The organism is Marinobacter shengliensis (assembly GCF_003007715.1).
In the GTDB taxonomy this organism is placed as follows: domain Bacteria; phylum Pseudomonadota; class Gammaproteobacteria; order Pseudomonadales; family Oleiphilaceae; genus Marinobacter; species Marinobacter shengliensis.
On record NZ_PXNO01000023.1, the window covers coordinates 612,342 to 633,390 of the forward strand.

Consider the following 21,049-nt stretch of genomic DNA (forward strand, 5'->3'; position numbering starts at 1 on the left):
AATGGCCGCCATTGTACTTTGGAGATGGGTACTTGTCAGGCGCCCGTGCTTTTGCGGCAACGCCGGTGGCAGCGTACAATGCCCTTTTTCCGCAGTAACGCAGATGGCAAACCATGGCCCGTTCCAAAAGCAGTAACCGCTGGCTCGAAGAGCACGTTAACGACCCCTTTGTGAAACAAGCACAACAGGACGGCTACCGTTCCCGTGCCAGTTACAAGCTGCTTGAAATCAACGAGAAAGACCGGCTAATCCAGCCCACCAATCTGGTGGTGGACCTGGGCTCCGCGCCCGGCGGCTGGTCCCAGGTGGCGGCCAAGCTGGTTGGCCACAAAGGCCGGGTCGTGGCCTCCGACATCCTGCATATGGACCCCATCGCCGGCGTCGAATTTATCCAGGGTGACTTCACCGAGCAGGAAGTATTTGATCAAATCATGGCCACGCTGGATGGCGCCAGGGCCGATGTGGTCATCTCAGACATGGCCCCCAACATCAGCGGCGTTAACGCTGCCGACCAGGCTGCCTCCATGTACCTGGTGGAACTCGCCCTGGACATGGCCTGCCAGATCCTCAAACCCAAAGGCAGCTTCGTCGCCAAAGTCTTCCACGGCGAAGGCTACGACGACTACGTCAAAGCCATGCGGGAGGTCTTTGCCAAAGTCGTTGTCAGAAAACCCGACTCCTCAAGAGCCCGCTCGCGTGAGGTTTATCTGGTTGGTAAGGGTTTTAAGGGTCTGTCCCCGAACGGGGACTGACCCACCTTTGCCCGTCTGTTGCACTAAGCCTGAGCCCATGGGTTCCAAAATGGGTCAGACCCCAAACGCCGAATAAATTGATCTTTCGCAAGATCACACCGCAGCCCCATCGTTATCCTGTGCCCATTCACACTTGTCTGGGCACTACGAATGCAAAATCGCTCAATACAACTCCTGGTCTTTATCGCATTACTGGCACTCACACCCTGGGCCGGCGCCACCTCCGTCTACAGTGCCTTGGCCCAACTGGAAGACATTGTCGCCGACGATGAGCGCCGGCAAGCCAGCTACGATGCCGGCGAAGAACGCATCCGCTTCTGCGGCTATTGCCATGGCCGCGACGGCAACAGTAAACGCGACTACATTCCCAACCTGGCAGCCCAGCACCCTTTGTATCTGTTTGAGCAGTTCGAGAAATTCGGCAGCGGTGCCCGTGAGGATTACGTGATGTCTCAGCTGGCGAAAACCCTCACCGTCGAAGAGCGCATCAATATCGCCGTGTATTACAGCGAACAAATAGCCCAGCCACGCCCTGGCGGCGATCCTCGCCTTGCGGAGAAAGGTGGCCGATTCTACGAGCAAAGGTGCGCCGCCTGCCATGGCCAAACCGCCGAAGGCTTCCGCGACATGCCCCGCCTGGCCGGCCAGCCTGCGGAATACGTCACGCAGGCGCTGAAACGCTTCCAGGGCATGGATCCAACAAAGCACACGTCCCCTATGATTGGTATTTCCGCTGTGCTGTCCGAAACAGATATCCAGGCCCTTGCCGCCTATCTGCAAGGCCTTTGAAGGGTCTGTCCCCGCATGGGGGCTGACCCACTTTTACCGCGGCCCATCTCCCAGGGGTCTGTCCCCGAACGGGGACTGACCCATTTTGGAACCCATGGGCTCAGGTTCTGTGCAACAGACGGGCAAAAGTGGGTCAGTCCCCGCTGGGGACAGACCCCAAGAACAGACCCTTTAGTATTTTTGCGCTAAGCTGGAAATAGTATCCACCCGACAAGGATTTACACGCCTATGAAACTTCGCTTCCTCGGCGGCACAGGCACCGTCACCGGCTCCCGCTATCTGCTCTCCGATGAAAACCACCGCCTGCTGGTGGATTGCGGCATGTATCAGGGGGTAAAAATCTTGCGGCGGCGCAACTGGGCGACGTTTCCGGTAGACCCGTCAACCATCGATGCCGTGGTGCTCACCCACGCCCACATTGACCACTCCGGCTACCTGCCGGCACTGGTAAAAAACGGATTCAAGGGCAAAATCTACTGCACCAAGGCAACTCACGAGCTGTGCAAAGTGCTGCTGCCAGACGCCGGCTTCCTGCAGGAAGAAGATGCCAAGTACGCGTTCCGGAAGAAATTCTCCAAGCACGAAAAGCCCGAGCCGCTGTTCACCGAAAAAGACGCCCGGGAAGCTCTCAAACACTTCGAGTCGCTGCACTACCACGAGAAGTTCGAACCCGTGAAAGGCTTTGAAGTGAGTTTCACTCCGGCGGGGCACATCCTGGGCTCATCCTGCGTGCACGTTCACCACAAAGGTGCCGCCCGCACGGTGGTGTTCAGCGGTGATGTGGGTCGCCAGAACGACCTTATTATGCGACCACCAGAGCCGTTGCAACATGCAGATGTTCTGGTGTGCGAGTCCACCTACGGCGACCGCGCCCACGGGGAATCAGACCCGGAAGGTGATATGGCCGACATCATCACCAAGACGGCCGGCCGTGGCGGCATTGTCCTGATGCCCGCATTTGCGGTGGGCCGCGCCCAGATGCTTCTGTACGTTATCCACAAACTGATGGGGCAGGGCAAGATCCCGAAACTGCCGGTGTACCTGAACAGCCCGATGGCCATCAAAGCCACGGAGATATTCTGCCAGCACCACAAAGAACACAAACTCAACCGCGCCCAGTGCGAACTGATGGATGAAAAAACCGAATTCGTCCGCACCGTTGAGGAATCCATTGAGCTGGACGCCGTGCGCTACCCCTGCGTGATTGTCTCCGCCAGTGGCATGGCCTCCGGTGGCCGCGTGCTGCACCACCTGAAAACCCTGCTACCCAATCCTCGCAACAGCGTGGTATTCGCCGGCTTCCAGGCGCCGGGCACCCGTGGCGATGCACTCGTAAGCGGTGCCGAATCCGTCAAAATCCACGGCGAATACTGGCCAGTGAAAGCGGAAATTCACAACCTCGATTCCATGAGCGCCCACGGCGACTATAACGAAATCCTGGCCTGGCTGGAGCAGGGCACCCTGAAGCCGGAAAAAGTCTACGTCACCCACGGCGAACCCGTCGCCAGCGACACCATGCGCAAACGCATCACCGAGAAATTCGGCTGGCCCGCCGAAGTGCCCGAACTCTTCGAAGAAGTCGAAATATAAAATTGGGGTCAGACCCCCGGACATTTCACCTCACCAAATGTCCTGGGGTCTGACCCCAAATTAGAACTCTCCGAATGTCGCCTTGATCCGCTCCCGAAATTCTTCAGAACCGAGCGGCTTGCCGGAGATTGCCGCATAGTGAATCTGCTCATCCATTCCGTCAGGGCTGGGACTGGCGACGAACGAGCGGTAGCTGGTGAAGCGCCGCTCGGCATCGGGTTGGAAGTTCAGGTAGCAGTCGTGCGGCGTATGCATGCCCGAGCGCATCCCGTAGGCATGGCAGTTATAGCTTGACCATTGATAGTCGCCGGCATACTCCACCATGCCCGCCTTCACCGGGTTCAGTTCGATATACCGCTGGCATTGCAGAAAGTACTGGTCGGTATCAACGAGGCAAGACTTGAACCGCCCCTCCCACAAGGTTCCGGTGCGGTCGTACTTGTGGTTGTAATACTGGGCATAGCGCTGACCAACCGCCTTCATAAGGCTCGAAAGAGCGCCCTCGGCGTTGGGCGTCACTAACAGATGGGTATGGTTGCTCATCAGCACCCAGGCGTGAATATCCACCTGAAATTCGCGTTGATAGCGGGAAAGATAGGTCGCGTAAGTGGCGCGATCGGCCAGATCCTGAAAACATTCCTGCCGGTTATTCCCCCGCTGAATAACATGCTGGGGCATCCCGGCCGGACAAATCCGTGGTCGGCGGGGCATCTCACAGTCCTTGTGAATTGATTTGTAACCGCAACAATCTGCCGCAACCTGCCCAAAAATTCAAGTTGGGGTCAGACCCCAAGACATTTCGCCCCATCAAATGTCCGGGGGTCTGACCCCAAAATTTGCTATTATTGCGGTAGATACGGCCAGCAGGATGCAAACATGTATTACAGCTCGATTCTTCCGGAAGTGATCAGAATTGCTGATGAAGCCAGCGAGAAGGTACTGCATATTTACCAGTCTGACTTCAAGGTGAGTTACAAGGAAGATCAGTCACCCATCACCGCGGCCGACACGGCCAGCCACGACATTATCGTGAAGGGGCTGCGCAACCTCACACGGGATATACCGGTCCTGTCGGAAGAAGGCGCGGAGATTCCCTGGGAAGAGCGCAAGCACTGGCGCCGTTTCTGGTTGATTGACCCCATCGACGGCACCAAGGATTTCACCCAGCGCACCGGTGAGTTCACCGTCAACATCGCCATGATCGAAGACGGCGAACCGGTGATGGGCGTGGTCACAGCGCCGGCACTGAAAGAAGCCTTCTGGGGCATCAAAGGTGAAGGTGCCAGCATGCGGGATCGCACTGGCCGCATACACCGCATTCGCGTAGTGGAACCCCGGGAAACCTTGCGGGTGGTGGCTAGTAAAAACCACCTGAATGAGGAAACCCGCACCTTTATCGATAGCCTTGGTGACCACGAAACCGTGCAGGCGGGCAGTTCCCTGAAGTTCTGCCGCATAGCGGAGGGCCATGCCGACATCTACCCCCGTATGGGGCCTACCAGCGAATGGGACACCGCCGCCGCTCACGCCATCCTCCTGGCCGCTGGCGGCAACGTGCAAACACCCCAGGGCGAACCCCTGAAGTACGGCAAGGAAGATGTGCTGAATCCGCATTTCATTGCAGCGGGTAGCTGGTATTTTTGAAGTTGGGGTCAGACCCCAAGACATTTCACCTGATCAAATGTTCTGGGGTCTGACCCCAAAGATGGATTTTTCATGACTTGGTATGCTTTACAACACAAGCCAGCGCAGGGGGATCGGGCGCTGCAGCATTTGCAGAATCAGGAGGTGGCCTGTTTCTACCCGAAGATTGAGGTGGAGAAAATTCGGGCCGGCAAGCGGACCAGGAAGCTGGAGCCGCTGTTTCCCGGTTACCTGTTTGTGAACCTGGAGCAGACCGATCCCATGTGGTCGAAGCTTCGCTCCACGCGGGGGGTTGCTCGTATCGTGGGATTTGCCAACAAGCCGGCCGCCATCGCCGATGAGGTAATTGAGCACATCAAAGTCAGCCTGGATAAAGTCGCTGAGCAGGGCGGTATCAAGCCGGGCCAGCCGGTTGAGCTGGACGAAGGGCCGTTCAAGGGTATCAGCGCTATCTTTCAGGCCTACGATGGTGAGGAGCGGGCCATCGTTCTGATCACTTTCATGCAGAAACAGCAGCAGGTAAAGGTGCCGGTTTCCGTTATCCGTCGCTAGCGACCAAAGGAAAGTGTGCGCTATTACGCGAATTCACATTTCTCTTTCTATCATTACATAAACCATACTGAATCAGGCAGTGGGCTAAAGGCAGCATGTTGATTAGTCGATGTGTTGTCGGCAACCGCGATGCTTTAATGGCACTCGGGGTAAGACGTAATCAAAGGATGGTGATCACGCTTGGCCGAATATCTGGATCAGCCGTTTTCAATGTTGATCGGTCTGTCTGTTCTCGTGCTTGCAGTTGCACTGCTTGCCAGCGTGGTAAAGCTCAGGGCCGATATCAGAACACTGAGAACCACTTCCAACCAGCAATTGAAGCGGTTGAATGCACGTGTAGCGCAATTAAGCAATGAGCACAGTGAAGTGGCTTCGGCACTGGATGACCTTTGCGACTCGGCCTCTATCGCCAGCGCCCCAGACTCCTCGCTTGCGGTGACCCCCGCCGAGCAGGAAAACCGCATTATCAAATCGATCCTCAACGAGGGCGATCTGCCAAAGGGCCTCGAAAAAGCCTTCGAACTACTTCACCCGAGCCCGGAGTCGACTCTCTGGATGGCCTTCGGCATTTCCGTGCTGGACCAGAACACCAAAACACTCAAACTTGCCTGGCACCAGGGAATCAAGGAGGCGGTTGCCCGGCAGTTCAGCGAAGCAAGGCTGATACATGGAAGTGCCCCGCACGCTACATCGGCCTTGCTGGGCGAACACGTGGTGGTCAGGCGGGAGCCCGCCGCACAAAAACACCGGGATCAGCCCCCGGCTACCCGATTACCGGAAGCCGTCCAGGCCTGGCATTCCTTTCCCATCAAAAAAGTGGACGGTAGTGTACTGGGCACCTTCGATATCCTGAGCTTCAACGAAGGATTCCCACTGCCGGACAGCAACAGAATTGCAAACTACCTGTTTGTCACCTCCATCATTCTGGAGCGCCACAGTTACCTGAACGGTATTCTCAGCCAGGCCAGAACCGATAAGCTCACAGGCCTGACCAATCGGGGCTTTGCCGAAGAGTCCCTGGTAAAGGAAATTGAGCGTTCCCAGCGCTACCGCAACCCCTTGTCTGTCGTGCTATTTGATATCGACCATTTCAAGTCTTTCAATGATACCTACGGCCACGACGTGGGCGATCTGGTACTGCAGGAAGTATCCCGGCTCTCAGCCGGGGCGATACGATCAACCGATGTATTAGGCCGTTGGGGTGGAGAAGAGTTTCTGGTGATCCTGTCAGAAACCACCCTCGACAGTGCCATGGTGGTTGCTGAAAACGTTCGAAAAGCGGTGGAATCCGCCCATTTTGAGGTGGGCCGTTCTGTCACCATCAGTCTGGGTGTTGCCGAATTCACCCCCCACGATACCGCCCAAAGCCTGGTTAAACGCGCCGATGAAGCTCTGTATAAAGCTAAGAAGGCGGGCCGAAACCGGGTGTTGGCGCAGTCTAAAGTCGCCTGACCAGACAATCTCCATCCGCCAAGTATTGAATCTTTGTTCATTCCTTCTTCTTAACCATCTGAGAATAAAGCATAAAGTGTATTATAAGGTAGTTATGTCGCCATAGCTGGTGTGTATTTGAATCAAAAAGGTTGGAATGCGTTATATTATGCGATAGACTTTTCAGTGAAAAGGCTTGGTAGAAAGGAGTCTGTCTTGCCAGAAATACAAAAATAAGCAGGAGAGATGGTCACAATGGCTAGATTCAAACACAGAGCACTCGTCACCGCCCTCGCCGCCAGTACTGCACTCACCGGGTGCCTGGACAGCGGCGGGAAAACTGACAAGAACGCAAATCCCGCGTACAACATCAGCAACCCGAACACTATTTCTGAGGGAACTCGGCCCATTTTCCGGCCGCTGGAAACCGCATTTCCGCTGCCCAGCGATCCGCTGTTCTTCCTGAACCCGGAGTTGGACGGCACCATGCTCAATGGCACCGACCCCGCCAACCCGGTCACTACCGGTTTGGGTTTTGTGGACGGCAACTCCATCCTCGCACCGTTCGATATCAAGATCAGCGACAGCCTGGACCCGAACCAGACACTGGACGCCCGCAACTTCGTTGAGATCGATGGCGAGGTGGTGCCCAACCCGGATCAGAACATCTACGTGCTGGAAATCGAGTTCCCCTCCGGCGACAGCGTGTTCCAGCAGTCCCGCGAAGTCGGCGGCATTGTTGCCGCCGATCGCTACCGCCTGGCCAAACGTCTGGAAGCAGAAGGCGACACTGCCGCTGCAGATGAGATTTATCAGAGCCTGCTGGAAGAAAACTTCCGCGTAGAAATCATTACCGTGGATGCGAACGGACCGGCCGGAGCTGCTGGCGGTTCCCAGAACAATGCCATTCGCCTGTTGCCTATCAAGCCGCTGAAGCCGAAAACCAAGTACGCGGTGGTTCTGGGTAACAAGATTGTGGATAAGGATGGCGACCCGCTGGTTAGAGAAAATCGCTTCGAGACCGCATCCAATCCGGAATTTGTCCTCAGTAACCCGGCACTTCAGCCATTCCGGGATTCCATGTTGCCCGCCAGGGCCTGGGGCAGCGAATTCTTTAATTTCAAGCGTGAGTTTGGAGGCAGCGGAGCGGAGGCCTCCTCATTTAGTGATGTGACCTTTGCGATCAGCTTCACCACAACGGCGGTTGAAGATGTACTTCTGGCCAATGCCGCACCGGCTGCCTGGTTGAGGCAGAGCTTGATGACCGAACGCAAGAAATCTGTTCTCGGGCAGGTCTTCGCGGGCGGTTTTAATTTCTCTGGTCAGGAGCTTGCGGGCACGGAGGAACAGGATCAGCAGATCAACCAGCGCATGTTCAGCTTGCTGACGGATACCAGTTTCCGTTTGTACGATGAAGAGCTGGCGGAGATCCTGACCATTGCCAATGAAAACGGTATCCAGCTCCGATACACCGATCTGGTCGCCGATGAAGCTGTTGACCGGCAACTGGCCTTTACCCTGCAGGCGGCTGCCACCCAAGCCGTTGAAGAAACGGTAGATTTCTCTCAAAGAGCTGCGGAACTGGCAGAACAGATTGCCGCTATCACTCCCATTCCCAGGGCCCCAGGAGCGGAAGAACCCTCCCCGGTTCGTTTCTTCAGCCAAAAAGACGGTGGTGAGGTCAATCCGGCCCTTGAGCAAACGGCTGCAGACCTGTTCCTTACCGAAATCAACGTGAACCTGCAGGTTTATGAAGGTGAAATCACCTTGCCGTACTATCAGCAGCTCCCTGACGGCGCTGACGGTTCACCTTTGCAGACAGGCTCCTGGCTGCCGGCAGATTTCAGTGAGAACCCCGAGTTGCCCCAGGCTGAATCTAACCGGGTCAGCTACCGCTTCCCGTTTGCGCAGAAGCAGGCCGACACCAAAATTCCGATCATTGTAGGAACGCCTGATCCTGCCTTTGGGGCTGGTCCCGCAGCCGGTTATCCGGTGATTATCTATCAGCACGCGGCCACTCAGGACCGCTCAGCCATCCTTCCGATGGCAACCGCTGCGGGTTTGCTGTGCCTGGCGGACAGCGGTGGCGCACCCAGCAACAGTGCCGATTGTTTTGTGACCGTTGGCATCGATATGCCGCTGAACGGCGTGTTTGGCGAGGCTGCCACCAGCGCCAGGGATGAAGACAACCCGGAACAAACCCCGGGTATGGTCGAAATTGGCATGCAGCCAAATGCCTCTCCGGATGCCACCGAACGCCACTTTGGCTTCACGGCCAACGAAGCGATGCAGGCCGTGCCGGCAGACCAGGTAACGGATCCAGAGTCCGGCAGCCTGTTCCTGAACTTTACCAACTACGCTAATACCCGCGACAACATGCGCCAGGGCGCTCTTGACCTGCTGCATGTCAACGCGTTATTGCCCGCAATTGAAGATGCCATCGATGCCTGTGCCGCTGCGGGTGACTGCTCGAATGGTGTGAATATCAACACAGATCGTGTGTACTTCATCAGCCATTCCCTGAGCGGCATGGGTGGCGTGCCGTACCCGGTCATCAACAACCTTGCGGCCAGGGACAACCCGGACCTGAATCCGATTCTGGCGTCAGTGTTCTTCAATACCGGCGGCCAGTTCACCCGGATTGCGGAAAACTCCCGTAACACCATTGCGCCGGTACTGCTGCCGGGCCTGGATGCTGCGTCTGACGGCCTCCTTGCCCAAGGTCGTACCGAGTTGAATATCTACTTCAACGTCTTCCAGGCGTTGCTGGATTCAACCGATCCCACGGCTTTCGCCCCGTTGTTTGAATCCTCAGGTAACAGCGCCACCTTGGTCACCTCCATCGTGGGCATTGATGGCGATGCGGACCGTCCATCCGACGGCACCATTCCAAATGCTGCAGATGCCGAGCTTTACGATCTCGGGCCGCTGGAACTAGTCACTGATTCTGGTTTCCAGATTAACAGCTTGCCAGCACCTTTGGCTGGTACCGACCCCATGGCCCGGTTCATGGGTGCGGTGAGCATCGACAGCGCGGATGACGACGGCACCCGGCCAATCATCACTCGCTACCTGGAAGGCTCCCACGGTAACCCGATCTCGGCCGGCCAGAAGGGCGCTGATCCATTCAGTTCCAGTGCGGTGTTCGATGAAATGGCAGCGCAGCTGGTGGCTCTGTTCCGTTCCAAAACCAACGCAGAGGCGAGCTTTACCGTCAACGTAACCAATGATTGCGTTGTCCAGGATGTAGGCAACGCGCCGGGTGACCCGGAGTGTGACGGCCAGACCGACGGTGGTGCAGAGCCTGATGAATCCGAAGATGTTGGCGAAGAGGGCGGCGGCCTGCTGGATGGCATTGGTGGCCTCCTGGGTGGCTGATGTGCCATCGCCGAAAACACCAGATCAAACAATCAGTATCAACAGTGATTCAAAGCCCCGGCGGATCGGCGCCGGGGCAGCCCAAACACGGGAGCAGTATCATGACAACAACAAAACAAAGTAGCCGTTTCAAGAAGAGAAACTCGGGCCTGGCGGCCGCCATTGCCGCCATGCTGGCCTCGCCAGCATCGGCCATCGACTTTAACCTGTACGGCATAGATGCAACATTCAGCACTACCCTGACAGCCGGTATCGGTATCCGTCTGGAAGACCAGGATCCAGACCTGATCTCCCAGGGTAACCTCGGCCCGGAGTTTGCCTTCAGCAATACAGGGGCGTCCTCCAACAACTTCGATGACGGCAACCTGAACTTCAAGAAGGGCGACCCGTACTCCCAGATCCTTCGTGGTCGCTCTGAACTGTTTCTGGATTACCGGCCAAACAGCGATTACCTGACACGTGTCGGTGCGTTGGTGCGCGGCTCCTACTACTACGATTACGAGCTGAAGGATAACAAGCGTGCGGTTGACCCGGTGGGTCAGCGTCGCGAGCTGAACCCCGAAGCCAAAGACAATGCGGCCGGGGTCGATCTTCTGGACGCATACATCTTTACAGACTGGTACGCAGGTAACGTGCCCGTCTCGGCCCGGGTAGGGCGGCAGGTTGTTAGTTGGGGTGAAAGTACATTTATTCTCGGCGGTATCAATGCCACCAACCCTATTGATGTTCCAGCGTTCCGCAGCCCCGGTGCCGAGCTGAAGGACGTACTGCTGCCGGTGAACATGATCTACACCTCGGTTGGCATCACACCCGATATCAACATTGAAGCCTATCTGCAACTGGAGTGGGAACCGTTCAAGATCGACGATTGCGGTACCTTCTTCTCCTCTGCAGACGTTGCCGCAGACGGTTGCGGACCGGTTCTGCTGGCCGGTCAGGTACCAGACGCCCAGGCCTTTGAAGAGGGGTTTGTATCCCCAAGGGAGGGCGATGTTGAACCCGGCGACAAAGACCAGTTCGGTGTTGCCGTGCGTTGGTTCGTGCCGGCCCTGGATTCCGAACTCGGCTTCTACTACATCCGTTATCACAGCCGTTTGCCCTACATCAGCGGTATCGTGAATAACCCCGAGTCACCGGAGGCTGGCCAGATCAACGATCCGGACTTGCCGTTCTCCCGATTCCCGAGCTACTACATCGACTACCCCAAAGGCATCGATCTGTTTGGCGTGAGTATCAACACCACGCTACCGACCGGCACCTCGTTGGGGGCTGAATACAGCTTCCGGCCGAACATGCCGATTCAGTGGAATACCTTCGAGCTGATCTACGGCGGTGTTCAGCAGAGAGGGCCCGATGGTCAGGTGGTCAGCAAACTGGAGCAGCGTGTTCAGGCCAGCGATCCGGATTTTAACTACGCCGGTAAACCGGTCGATGGCTTTGATCGTTACGATGTCTCACAGGCTCAGGCTACGTTCATCCACTTCGTGGACCGGGTGCTTGGAGCAGGTCGTTTCATCACCGTTGCCGAGATTGGCGCCACCTACGTGCATGACCTGCCCGATAAAAGCGAAGCTCGCTACGGTCGCTCCGGTATTTTTGGGGTAGGCCCCGTCCCGCTCGACGGCGAATCCTTCACCGGTGATTTCTGTAGCCAGGGCCCGGGCGATGAAACCACTCGCCTGAACATTAACCCCACCAACTGTGGTGGCGACGGCTTCACCACATCCTTCTCCTGGGGGTACCGGGCACTGTTTGCGCTGGACTACTCCAACGCCTTTGCCGGCATCAACCTGCTGCCGAAGCTGGTTTTGTCCCATGACGTGAAAGGCTACGCGCCAGACCCGGGCGGCAACTTCAAGGAAGGCAACAAGTCCGTGAGTATCGGCCTGGATGCGGATTACCAGAACCGCTACTCCGGCTCGATCAGCTACACCAACTTCTTTGGTGGCAAATACAACGAAATCTCGGATCGCGACTTCATCGCGGCCAGCATCTCCTACTCATTCTGATGGCTAAAATAACAGGAGTATCAACCATGAAAACCCACAAGAGACACCTCATCGCCGGCGCCATTGCGCTATCCCTGTTCGGAGTTTCTACAGCGATGGCTGCGGTATCTGAATCCGAAGCGGCCAAGCTGGGTAACGAGTTAACGCCAATTGGCGCTGAAAAGGCCGGTAACGGCGGCGACATCCCGGCCTGGGATGGTGGTTTGACCGACCCCGGCGTCAATCAGCCTCAGCAGGGTATTTACCCAGACCCGTTCCCGAACGACGAAGTGAAGTTCGTGATTGATCAGAGCAACGTGGACCAATACGCAGACAACCTGTCCCCCGGCCAGGTGGCGATGATCAAAACCTACAGCACCTTCTCGATTCCGGTGTATGAAACCCGCCGTACGTCCACCTATCCACAGGAATTGATGGACCTGGCGAAGGAAAACGCCACCACCGTATCCCTCACACCGGATGGCAACGGTCTGCAGAACTATGAGCGAGGTGTGCCGTTCCCGATCCCCCAGAAGGGCCAGGAGGTGATTTTTAACCACATCACCCGTTACCGCGGTGGTTCCATCATTCGTAACGTGGCACAGGTAACGCCCCAGGCCAACGGCGATTTCAGCCCGGTGAAATTCACTGAGCACCTGACTGATCGGGTCGAACTGGCCGACTACAAACCGGGCATGGACGACAACGTCCTGTTTTACTTCAAGCAGGTGATCACCGCACCGTCTCGCCTGGCGGGTAACGTATTGCTGGTTCACGAAACCCTGGATCAAGTGAAAGAAGGGCGCCGGGCATGGCTGTACAACTCCGGCCAGCGTCGGGTTCGCCGGGCACCGCAGGTGGCCTATGACGGCCCGGGTACCGCAGCAGATGGCCAGCGTACCTCTGATAACCTGGACCTGTTCAACGGCGCACCAGACCGCTACAACTGGGAACTGGTGGGTAAAAAGGAAATGTACATCCCGTACAACTCCTACCGCCTGGCGTCTCGCGACCTGAGCTACAAGGACATTATTCAGCCGGGCCACATCAACCCGTCGGTCACTCGTTACGAGCTGCACCGTGTGTGGCACGTGCGCGCCACCCTGAAAGATGGAGAACGCCACATCTATGCCAAGCGGGACTTCTATGTAGACGAAGATTCCTGGCAGATTGCCGTGGTAGATCACTATGACGGCCGTGGCGACCTGTGGCGCGTTGCCGAGTCCCACCACGTTCAGGGCTACGACATCAACGTACCGGCCTACGCTGCCGAAACCCTCTACGATCTGATGTCTGGTCGCTACCTGGTGATGGGTCTGACCAACGAAGAAAGCGACCCTTACACCTATGGTGTTAACGCTCGCTCCAATGACTACACTCCCGCTGCCCTGCGCCGTGCGGGTGTTCGTTAATAGCCTCTCTTTGTTATAACCTCCGCCCGCCCCAGCCGGGGCGGGCTCTACCCCTTCTGTTTATCAGCCGTTCCTGCGTTTAAAAGATTGGCCCGCAATGCCTCTTTGTAAGACGTGACTCCTTGTTGTTTTTGTTCAATAATTAAGCATAAGTTGTGTAGTGCGATATTAAAACAAAAAGGGCTTAAAGCCCGTAAAGGAGACATAACGTGGCCATTTCAGCGCGCCAGCGCCTGCTGGTTTCTGCGGTTTGTGCAAGCTCAATACTTCTGTTGTCCGCTTGTGGTGGCGGTGACGAATCTGCTTCGGACATCGCGCAAAACAGCGAACAGCGACCAAGCCCAGGCAACCCCACCCCGCCGTCTCCAGACCGGACCACAAAGCCCTACGCCTATGAAAATACCCGCTTTGCCTTCGCCAACGGTTGTTACAACTTGCAGGCCGATGGCCGGTTTATTTCCGAGAGCTCGGGGCAGGCCTATGGAGTGACCAGCGACCCCAGCCGGGCCGCCCGGTTCTATCTGCGGCCGACCGAGCTTGGTGCCTACCTGCTGATGTCCGATTATCAGCGCGAAGCCGGCCAAGCCGGGCAGTTCGAACTGCTGGGCATCAGTGACCCCGGTGGCGAATTTCTGGATACCGCGGGCATGTTCATTGGCGAGCTGAGCTATCTGGTGGCCGGGTTGGGAGATACCACTAATTTATTGTTAGACCCGATTGCCCCACTGGGTGGGTTGCTGCGGGAGCTGGGTGAAAGCCTGGAATACACCGGGGACCAGTTGGCCAATACAGACGTGCGCCCCGCGCTGGCCACGGTGGATAGCCCGAACGATCTGGCGGTGTGGAAAGTCAACAAGCTGCAAGACAGTGAGTATACGCTCACCTCTGCCATCACCGGGTTGATGTTGGGCGCCTCGGAAGACGGTTTAACCCTGTCGTCACCGTCGTTGCGTGATACCGGCAATGCCTTCACGTTTGAGCCAGCACAGGGGTGCGCAGATTACCCGGAAGCCGACCTCAGCCTGGACGTGGCCGACAAGCGCGGCCCGGCGGTGTACCTGAAAGAGGTCGACCGCTTCAAAAACATCAAAGGCATCGATAACGACGATATCTTCGGGTACGTGGACACTCACTCCCATATTTCCGCCTATGAATTCATTGGCGGCCGGGTTAACTACGGCGCGCCGTTCCACAAGTTTGGCGTTACCCACGCCCTGGAGAACTGCGAAGTAGCCCATGGCCCCTGGGGCACCACCGGCTTTGTGGAGTTGGTCACCAGTGGCAGCGGCCCTCACGATACCCAGGGCTGGCCCACCTTCAACGACTGGCCCCGTTACAACTCCCTGCAACACCACCAGAGTTACTACCGGTGGTTGGAACGCGCCCATTACTCCGGCATGAAAATCCTGGTCAACCACCTGGTGCATAACGAAGTGCTCTGCGGTATCAACCCCCAGAAACAGAACGACTGCGACCCCATGGAAGCCATCCTGCTGCAGATCCAGCGCATGTATGAAATGCAGAACTACATAGACGCTCAGCACGGCGGCCCGGGTGAAGGCTGGTTCCAGATTGTCACCAGCCCGGCGCAGGCGAGGGAAGTGATTGGCGAGGGCAAGATGGCCGTGGTGCTGGGCATCGAGATGTCAAAAGTCATGCGCTGCGGAGAGTTCATGGGCGTGCCGGAATGCACCGCGCAAGACATCGTCGAACGGCTGGACCAGCTCTATCAGCTGGGGGTTCGCAACATGTTCCCGGTGCACAAATTCGACAACGCCTTCGGCGGCCATCTGCCGGACCTTTCCTCCGGGGTTGGCATTGGCGCCGTGCTGTATGGCGGCAACCTGCTGGAAACCGGCCACCCCATCGAGTTTGAAGAGTGCCCGGAAGGTACCGAATACGTCGGTGACGAAACCGATCAAAATGCCGACATGCAGGCTTTTGGCATCCTGGACCAGCTCCTGTTCCAGATCGATTACCTGGGCGACCGATTCCCGGAAACACCGGAAGAACTCAAAGCCCTGGACCCACGCCAGGGCACCGGGCACCTGTGTAACCGCCGCGGCCTGACAGACCTGGGCGATTTCCTCATCCAGGAACTGGTACGCCGCAAGATGATGATCGAAACCGACCACATCAGCCGCAAAGCCGCCGCCCGTATCCTCGACATCACTCAGAAACTGGGATACCCGGTGATCAACAGCCACGGCGGCTGGGGTGGCACCGAAGCCCTTCGCGACCGTATCGCCGCTCAGGGCGGCATTACCGCCTCCTTCGGTGGCGTCCGCGAAAACTGGGTCGACAGACTGGTGCAGGATGGCAACCGGCCCCGCCCGGATGACCAGAAAGTCGGGCCCTTCGGCGGCGCTGGCTTCGCCTCCGACGTCAACGGCATCGCCCAGCTGGCCAACAACCCCGGCAGCGCCGAAGACGAAGCCAGGCTGTACCCGTTCACCTCAGTCGATGGCCGCGTCATCTTCCACAAACAGAAAACCGGCGACCGTGAATTCGGCCTCTACGACGGCCGCGGCGTGGCCCACTACGGCCTCTACCCAGACCAGATCGCCGACATGATGCTCCACTCCAACCGCCCGCAAGAGCTGATCGACGACGCCGTCAACCAGCTCTTCACCTCGGCCGAAGCCTACCTGCGCATGTGGGAACGCATCGAAAACGCCCCGCTATGAAATTGGGGTCAGACCCCCGGACATTTCGCACCACCAAATGTCTTGGGGTCTGACCCCAAAAATATAAGAAGAAGGATAATTGCCATGATACAGAGACTGAGAACGTCAGGTTTTGCGGTGCTGGGGATCAGCGCAATGCTGCTGTTGTCCGGTTGTTTCGGCGGCTCATCGGGTAATGACCGGGCCGATGCCAACCGGCCGGGCCAGGAAACGGAGCAACCGCCAAGGTTCAGTGAAGGCCGGGTGTTCCAGGTGGCGCCCGGTGAACAGGCCACGGAAGACATGGTGGCGGCGATGATTCAGCTGCGCCCCGGCGATAGCCTGGAATTCGGTTGTGGCTATTTCGAGCTTTACCACGGCCTGCTGATCCAGGCCACGGAAGACGTGGAGATTCGCGGTTGCGGCAAGGATGAGACCGTGCTGAATTTCCGCAACAGCGACAACGTGACCGGTCTGGAAGCGTTGAATGTAAGGGGCATTACCGTGAAGGACCTCACCATCCTGGATTCCCCGGGCGATGCCTTCAAGCTGAAGGGCGTCAAATGGGGCACCCTGTTGAACGTCCGCGCTATCTGGTCCGGTGGCGGTGAGCCGATCACCGGGGAAAACGTCGCCAGCCGGCTGCACGTGGAGTGCACCAACCCGCCATTCAACGAGGGCGACCCGGCGCCGGATTACGTACCCAGTGCCTCCAGCGGTCGTTACGGGATCTACCCCGTGGAGTCGGAAAACATTCTGGTGGATAACTCCGAATCCATCGGCGCCTCAGACGCCGGCATCTACGTAGGCCAGACCAATAACGCCATCATCCGCAACAGCCGCGCCGCCTATAACGTCATGGGTTTTGAGATCGAAAACGTGCAGGGCGGGGAATACGACAACAACCTGGCGGAATGCAACACCGGCGGCTTCCTGATCTACGACCTGGAAAACATCACCCAGTACGGCGACACCTCGGTGATGCTGAATAACATCTCCCGTAACAACAACACCTACAACTTTGCCCCCAGCGGCATCGTCTCTGCCGTGCCCCGGGGCACCGGGTTCATTACCCTGGGTTACGACAACATCGAGATATACAACAACCTCTTCGAAGACAACAGCACCGCAGCGATCATCTACACCAGCTACGAGCTGATCGACGGCAAGGGCAAAACCTCAGACAAAAAGCTGGACCCGTACACCGAAGGCCTGCACATTCACAACAACGTAATGAAGAACTCCGGCTACGATCTGCCGCCGCCCAACCTGGAAAAAGTGCTGGTGGAGGGCGAGGTGGAAACCGTGCTGCCTACGCTCATCGGAATCAAGAACATCAACCGGCCGGGGAAGGGCGCCCATATTGTCTGGGATGGCCTGCTGGATGACTTGAACGCAGATTGTCCCTACCCGGTGGATGCCAACGGCCAGCCAGTGCCGAAAAAAGCCAATGGCAAGCCGATTCATACCAACGAGCACCCGAACCCCGAGTGCCTGTACAACGCCTACAAATTTGACAACCAGGGCGACCGTAAACTGCCGGAATGGGGCGCCTGTATTCACAGCAACGAGTTTTCCAGCGACAGCCTTGCCTACATGAACTTCCACGGCACCCGCGGCCTGGAGCTGTTATTTGCGGCAATGGACCCAGACCCATCCCTGCTCTCCTGGCAGAGCCTGAGCGACATCCTCACCGGCCCGACTGAATTCTTTGCCGATTCGGATATGAGCGTACACGACTGCCAGGCCCGCTTCGGCCGTACCCTGGCCAGCCTGCCCAGGGTGACCATTCCCCCGTTTGAGCGCAGCGGCGGCATAGATCCGGCACCTTCTGAAGAATTCATCAATCAGCTGTGTGAAGCGCCAGTGGCCAACGGCCAGATCAACCGCGACGCCCTGGCCGTGGATTGCCCCAGACTGGACCAGTACAACCTGTTTGCAGACGCGCAGGATCCCCGGAGCATGCCCCACGAAGGCGGTGTGCCGTTTGTCCTCAATTCCAAGCTGTTCTCAGACTACGCCACCAAGTACCGGGTCGCATTCATCCCACCTGGCACCAAAGCGTTGTATGTGGATGGCCAGAACGGCGGTAACCTGAACGGCACCATTCACTTCCCGAATGGCACTGTGATCGCCAAAACCTTCGCCTTCACCGACGAAAGCAAGGGTACAGAGGAACTGGTGGAAACCCGCCTGTTAATCAAGCGCACCTCCCAGAGTGGCAAGGCGGTCTGGAGTGGACCCACCTACAGCTGGACAACGGATGCCAATGGCCAGAAAGTAGCGAAGCTGGTCCCCGGTGGCGAAACCCGCAGCGTGAGCTGGCACTATCAAGACCAGCACACCGGCAAACTGCTGGCAGGGTCCACAGACAGCTACGCCATTCCCAACCAGAACCAGTGCATCACCTGCCACTCTAACGACGACCAGGAAGCGGGCGCAGCACCCATCGGCCCCAAACCCCGTAACCTGAACCGGGCTTACCGGCCGGAATCGGAGTTCATGGGCACCGCAGGGCAGGGCGGCTTCCCCCGGGTGAACCAATTGCAGTACTGGAAGGACCAGGGCTTGCTGGCGAACGCACCGGCGCTGCAGGTTGATGGCCGTGGCGTGGCGACCAACATCGAACGCTTGCCCCATTGGAACGTACCGGGCGACAGCGGCGCGGCCAGTGGCTCGGATGAAGACGTGGAAGCCCGCCTGCGGGCCTATCTGGAAGTGAATTGCCAGCACTGCCACAACGACAAAGGCGCCGCCTCCAACACCGGCTACTACCTGGACCACTACCGCAAGATCGACGCCGGCTATGGCATCTGCAAGAAACCCACCGCCACCGGCGGCGGCTCCTGCGGCCGGCAACATGTCGTCGTACCAGGTGATCCAGGGCGCTCCATCGTCTCCTGCCGAGTGGAAGACGCCAGCGACCCCCAGCGCAAAATGCCGCCCATCGCCAAGAGCGTCAGCCACACCGAGGCCGTCGAACTGCTGAACTACTGGATCGGCCAGGTTGTGGACTCCGGCTACGAAAACGCCGAAGCCTGCGGCGGCTCCGGCATCTTCCAGACCATCACCCCCTGAAATTGGGGTCAGACCCCCGGACATTTCGCACCCTCAAATGTCCTGGGGTCTGACCCCAACTTTTATTTGAAGCGGACGACCAGCTCGTGCAGGTCTTTAGCGATGTCGCCCATCTCGCGCACGCTTTGGGTGGATTCCTCGCCCTTGACCAGGTTCTGTTCCGCCATATTTGAGATGCGTTCTACCTGTTCGTTGATCTGATCAGACACCTGCGCCTGTTCTTCAACGGCGGTGGCCATCTGCAGGGCCATTTCAGCGATAGTTACAACATACTCGGCTATGTCTGACAGGCTTGCCTGGGCTTCGAGCATCTTTTCCAGGCCATTATCAGCGGCTGTCACGCCGGTTTCGACGACCTGCACCGATTGCTCGGATTTGCCAATGAGTTCGGAAACCACACCATGAATCTCCTTGGTCGATTCCCGGGTTCGGCGGGCCAGGTTGCGCACTTCATCGGCCACCACCGCAAAGCCCCGGCCGTGTTCACCAGCCCGTGCTGCCTCGATGGCGGCATTCAGGGCAAGCAGGTTGGTCTGTTCGGCGATGTCTTCGATAATTTTCGCGGCAGAGGCAATCCGGTGGGTTTGCTGGGCCAGATCGTTAACCGATTGGCCGATGTTGTGTACGGTCTGCTTCAAATTCTCGATGGCGGCCCGGGTAGAGTTGATGGTGGCAACACCCTGATCCGACGCCTGGCGGGCGTTGTCCGCCTTGTCGGCAGTCAGTTGCACGTTCTGTGAAACCTCACCGATAGTCACCGACATTTCATGGATGGCAGCCGCCACCTGTTCGGTTTCCTGCTGCTGTTTCTGCATGGTTTGCTGGGTGTCGTAGGCAATTTCAAGGTCCCGCGTGGTGTGCGACCTCATCGCAGCAGATGAATCCTCCAGCCGGGTTAGCACCGCGTCCAGGTGCGCCTTCTGCGCCATCACCGCCACTTTCAGCCGGCCCAGGCCAAGCTTTTCATCGGTGTAACTCCGGGCCGCCAGATCGCTGGTGAAGGTCTTGCCCATTTGTTCCATTACGGAGGTGATCAGATTCGATTGCGACACCGTTGCCCAGACATGCCGCCCAACCAGGACAAATGCCAGTAAGCCCGTGGCCCCGGCAACCTGCCCGGCACCGTAGAGGAGGGCCGCAGCAACCAGCGCAGTGCCGACAAGGATATGCGGAATAGCGGATGCATAGCCCCGAAGTTTCAGTGCCGGCTTACCCGCCCGAATACTGGCGTACAGTTTCTCGGCCCGGGCCACATCCTCCCGGGCGGGGCAAGAGCGAACCGACTCGTACCCGATGACCTCCCCGTTCTCCGTCACTGGTGTGACGTAGGCGCTCACCCAGTAAAAATCGCCGTTTTTGCATCGATTCTTCACCAATCCCATCCAGGGCTTGCCGGCTTTCAGACACCCCCACATCTCGGCATAGGCCTCGGGCGGCATATCCGGGTGGCGAACAATATTGTGGGGCTGGCCAATCAGCTCTTCACGGTTGAAGCCACTGACGTCAACGAACGCTTTATTACAGTGCCGGATCTTGCCTTTCAGGTCGGTGGAAGAAATCAACTTCTGGCTGGGCGAGAAGGTGCGCTCAGTATTGGTAACAGGAAGGTTCTTTCGCATAAGCACTCCGCAAAGCGCACTTTAGTTATAAGGTAATTCCCAATAACAATAACGGCACTGCTTGAGTCTTCCGTAGGACTAAATTGTAAGAAATTGTGCAGCGACCGTAATAGACGGAGATCAATTGGTGTGATCAAAAAACAAACAATG

13 protein-coding genes are annotated in these 21,049 nt (G+C 57.6%); 11 read left to right on the forward strand and 2 right to left on the reverse strand.

Annotation, left to right across the window (positions count from 1 at the left end; all coding sequences use genetic code 11):
- Window positions 1–113: 113 nt before the first annotated feature.
- The 3 genes from rlmE (at window position 114) to C7H10_RS12120 (ending at window position 3,131) form a co-directional block, all read left to right on the forward strand.
- The gene (gene rlmE / locus C7H10_RS12110) at window positions 114–752 is read left to right on the forward strand and encodes a 23S rRNA (uridine(2552)-2'-O)-methyltransferase RlmE (protein ID WP_106695055.1); all 639 of its coding nucleotides are present in this window, start codon (window positions 114–116) and stop codon (window positions 750–752) included.
- A 150-nt stretch (window positions 753–902) separates the two neighbouring features.
- Complete coding sequence (locus C7H10_RS12115; protein ID WP_106695056.1) at window positions 903–1,541, forward strand: c-type cytochrome; 639 nt, start codon at window positions 903–905, stop codon at window positions 1,539–1,541.
- 228 nt (window positions 1,542–1,769) lie between these two features.
- Window positions 1,770–3,131: an MBL fold metallo-hydrolase RNA specificity domain-containing protein gene (locus C7H10_RS12120; protein ID WP_106695057.1), complete on the forward strand. Its 1,362-nt coding sequence runs from the start codon at window positions 1,770–1,772 to the stop codon at window positions 3,129–3,131.
- A 60-nt stretch (window positions 3,132–3,191) separates the two neighbouring features.
- Here C7H10_RS12120 and C7H10_RS12125 read toward each other — a convergent pair whose 3' ends face one another.
- Window positions 3,192–3,842, reverse strand: coding sequence for a transposase (locus C7H10_RS12125; RefSeq protein WP_244178270.1), 651 nt, complete (start codon window positions 3,840–3,842; stop codon window positions 3,192–3,194).
- A gap of 165 nt (window positions 3,843–4,007) precedes the next feature.
- On the opposite strand from C7H10_RS12125, the gene cysQ reads away from it, so the two are divergent.
- From cysQ to C7H10_RS12165, 8 genes are all read left to right on the forward strand, one after another.
- A complete protein-coding gene (cysQ, locus tag C7H10_RS12130) occupies window positions 4,008–4,775 on the forward strand; it encodes a 3'(2'),5'-bisphosphate nucleotidase CysQ (RefSeq protein WP_061331485.1) in 768 nt (255 codons plus the stop codon).
- Window positions 4,776–4,847: 72 nt separating this feature from the next.
- Window positions 4,848–5,327: a transcription/translation regulatory transformer protein RfaH gene (rfaH, locus tag C7H10_RS12135; RefSeq protein WP_061331484.1), complete on the forward strand. Its 480-nt coding sequence runs from the start codon at window positions 4,848–4,850 to the stop codon at window positions 5,325–5,327.
- 180 nt (window positions 5,328–5,507) lie between these two features.
- Window positions 5,508–6,779, forward strand: coding sequence for a GGDEF domain-containing protein (locus tag C7H10_RS12140; protein ID WP_106695059.1), 1,272 nt, complete (start codon window positions 5,508–5,510; stop codon window positions 6,777–6,779).
- Between the two features lie 234 nt (window positions 6,780–7,013).
- Window positions 7,014–10,136: a hypothetical protein gene (locus C7H10_RS12145; protein WP_106695060.1), complete on the forward strand. Its 3,123-nt coding sequence runs from the start codon at window positions 7,014–7,016 to the stop codon at window positions 10,134–10,136.
- Window positions 10,137–10,237: 101 nt separating this feature from the next.
- Window positions 10,238–12,145, forward strand: a complete 1,908-nt coding sequence (locus tag C7H10_RS12150; protein WP_106695061.1) for a DUF1302 domain-containing protein — start codon at window positions 10,238–10,240, stop codon at window positions 12,143–12,145.
- A 26-nt stretch (window positions 12,146–12,171) separates the two neighbouring features.
- A complete protein-coding gene (locus tag C7H10_RS12155) occupies window positions 12,172–13,536 on the forward strand; it encodes a DUF1329 domain-containing protein (RefSeq protein ID WP_106695062.1) in 1,365 nt (454 codons plus the stop codon).
- Window positions 13,537–13,745: 209 nt separating this feature from the next.
- Window positions 13,746–16,223, forward strand: coding sequence for an amidohydrolase family protein (locus C7H10_RS12160; RefSeq protein ID WP_244178271.1), 2,478 nt, complete (start codon window positions 13,746–13,748; stop codon window positions 16,221–16,223).
- Window positions 16,224–16,307: 84 nt separating this feature from the next.
- Window positions 16,308–19,280 carry a parallel beta-helix domain-containing protein gene (locus C7H10_RS12165; protein ID WP_106695063.1) on the forward strand — a complete coding sequence of 991 codons (2,973 nt, stop codon included), beginning with the start codon at window positions 16,308–16,310 and terminating at the stop codon, window positions 19,278–19,280.
- Between the two features lie 62 nt (window positions 19,281–19,342).
- Here C7H10_RS12165 and C7H10_RS12170 read toward each other — a convergent pair whose 3' ends face one another.
- On the reverse strand, window positions 19,343–20,899 hold the full coding sequence (locus C7H10_RS12170) for a methyl-accepting chemotaxis protein (protein WP_106695064.1): 1,557 nt from the start codon (window positions 20,897–20,899) through the stop codon (window positions 19,343–19,345).
- Between the last annotated feature and the right edge of the window lie 150 nt (window positions 20,900–21,049).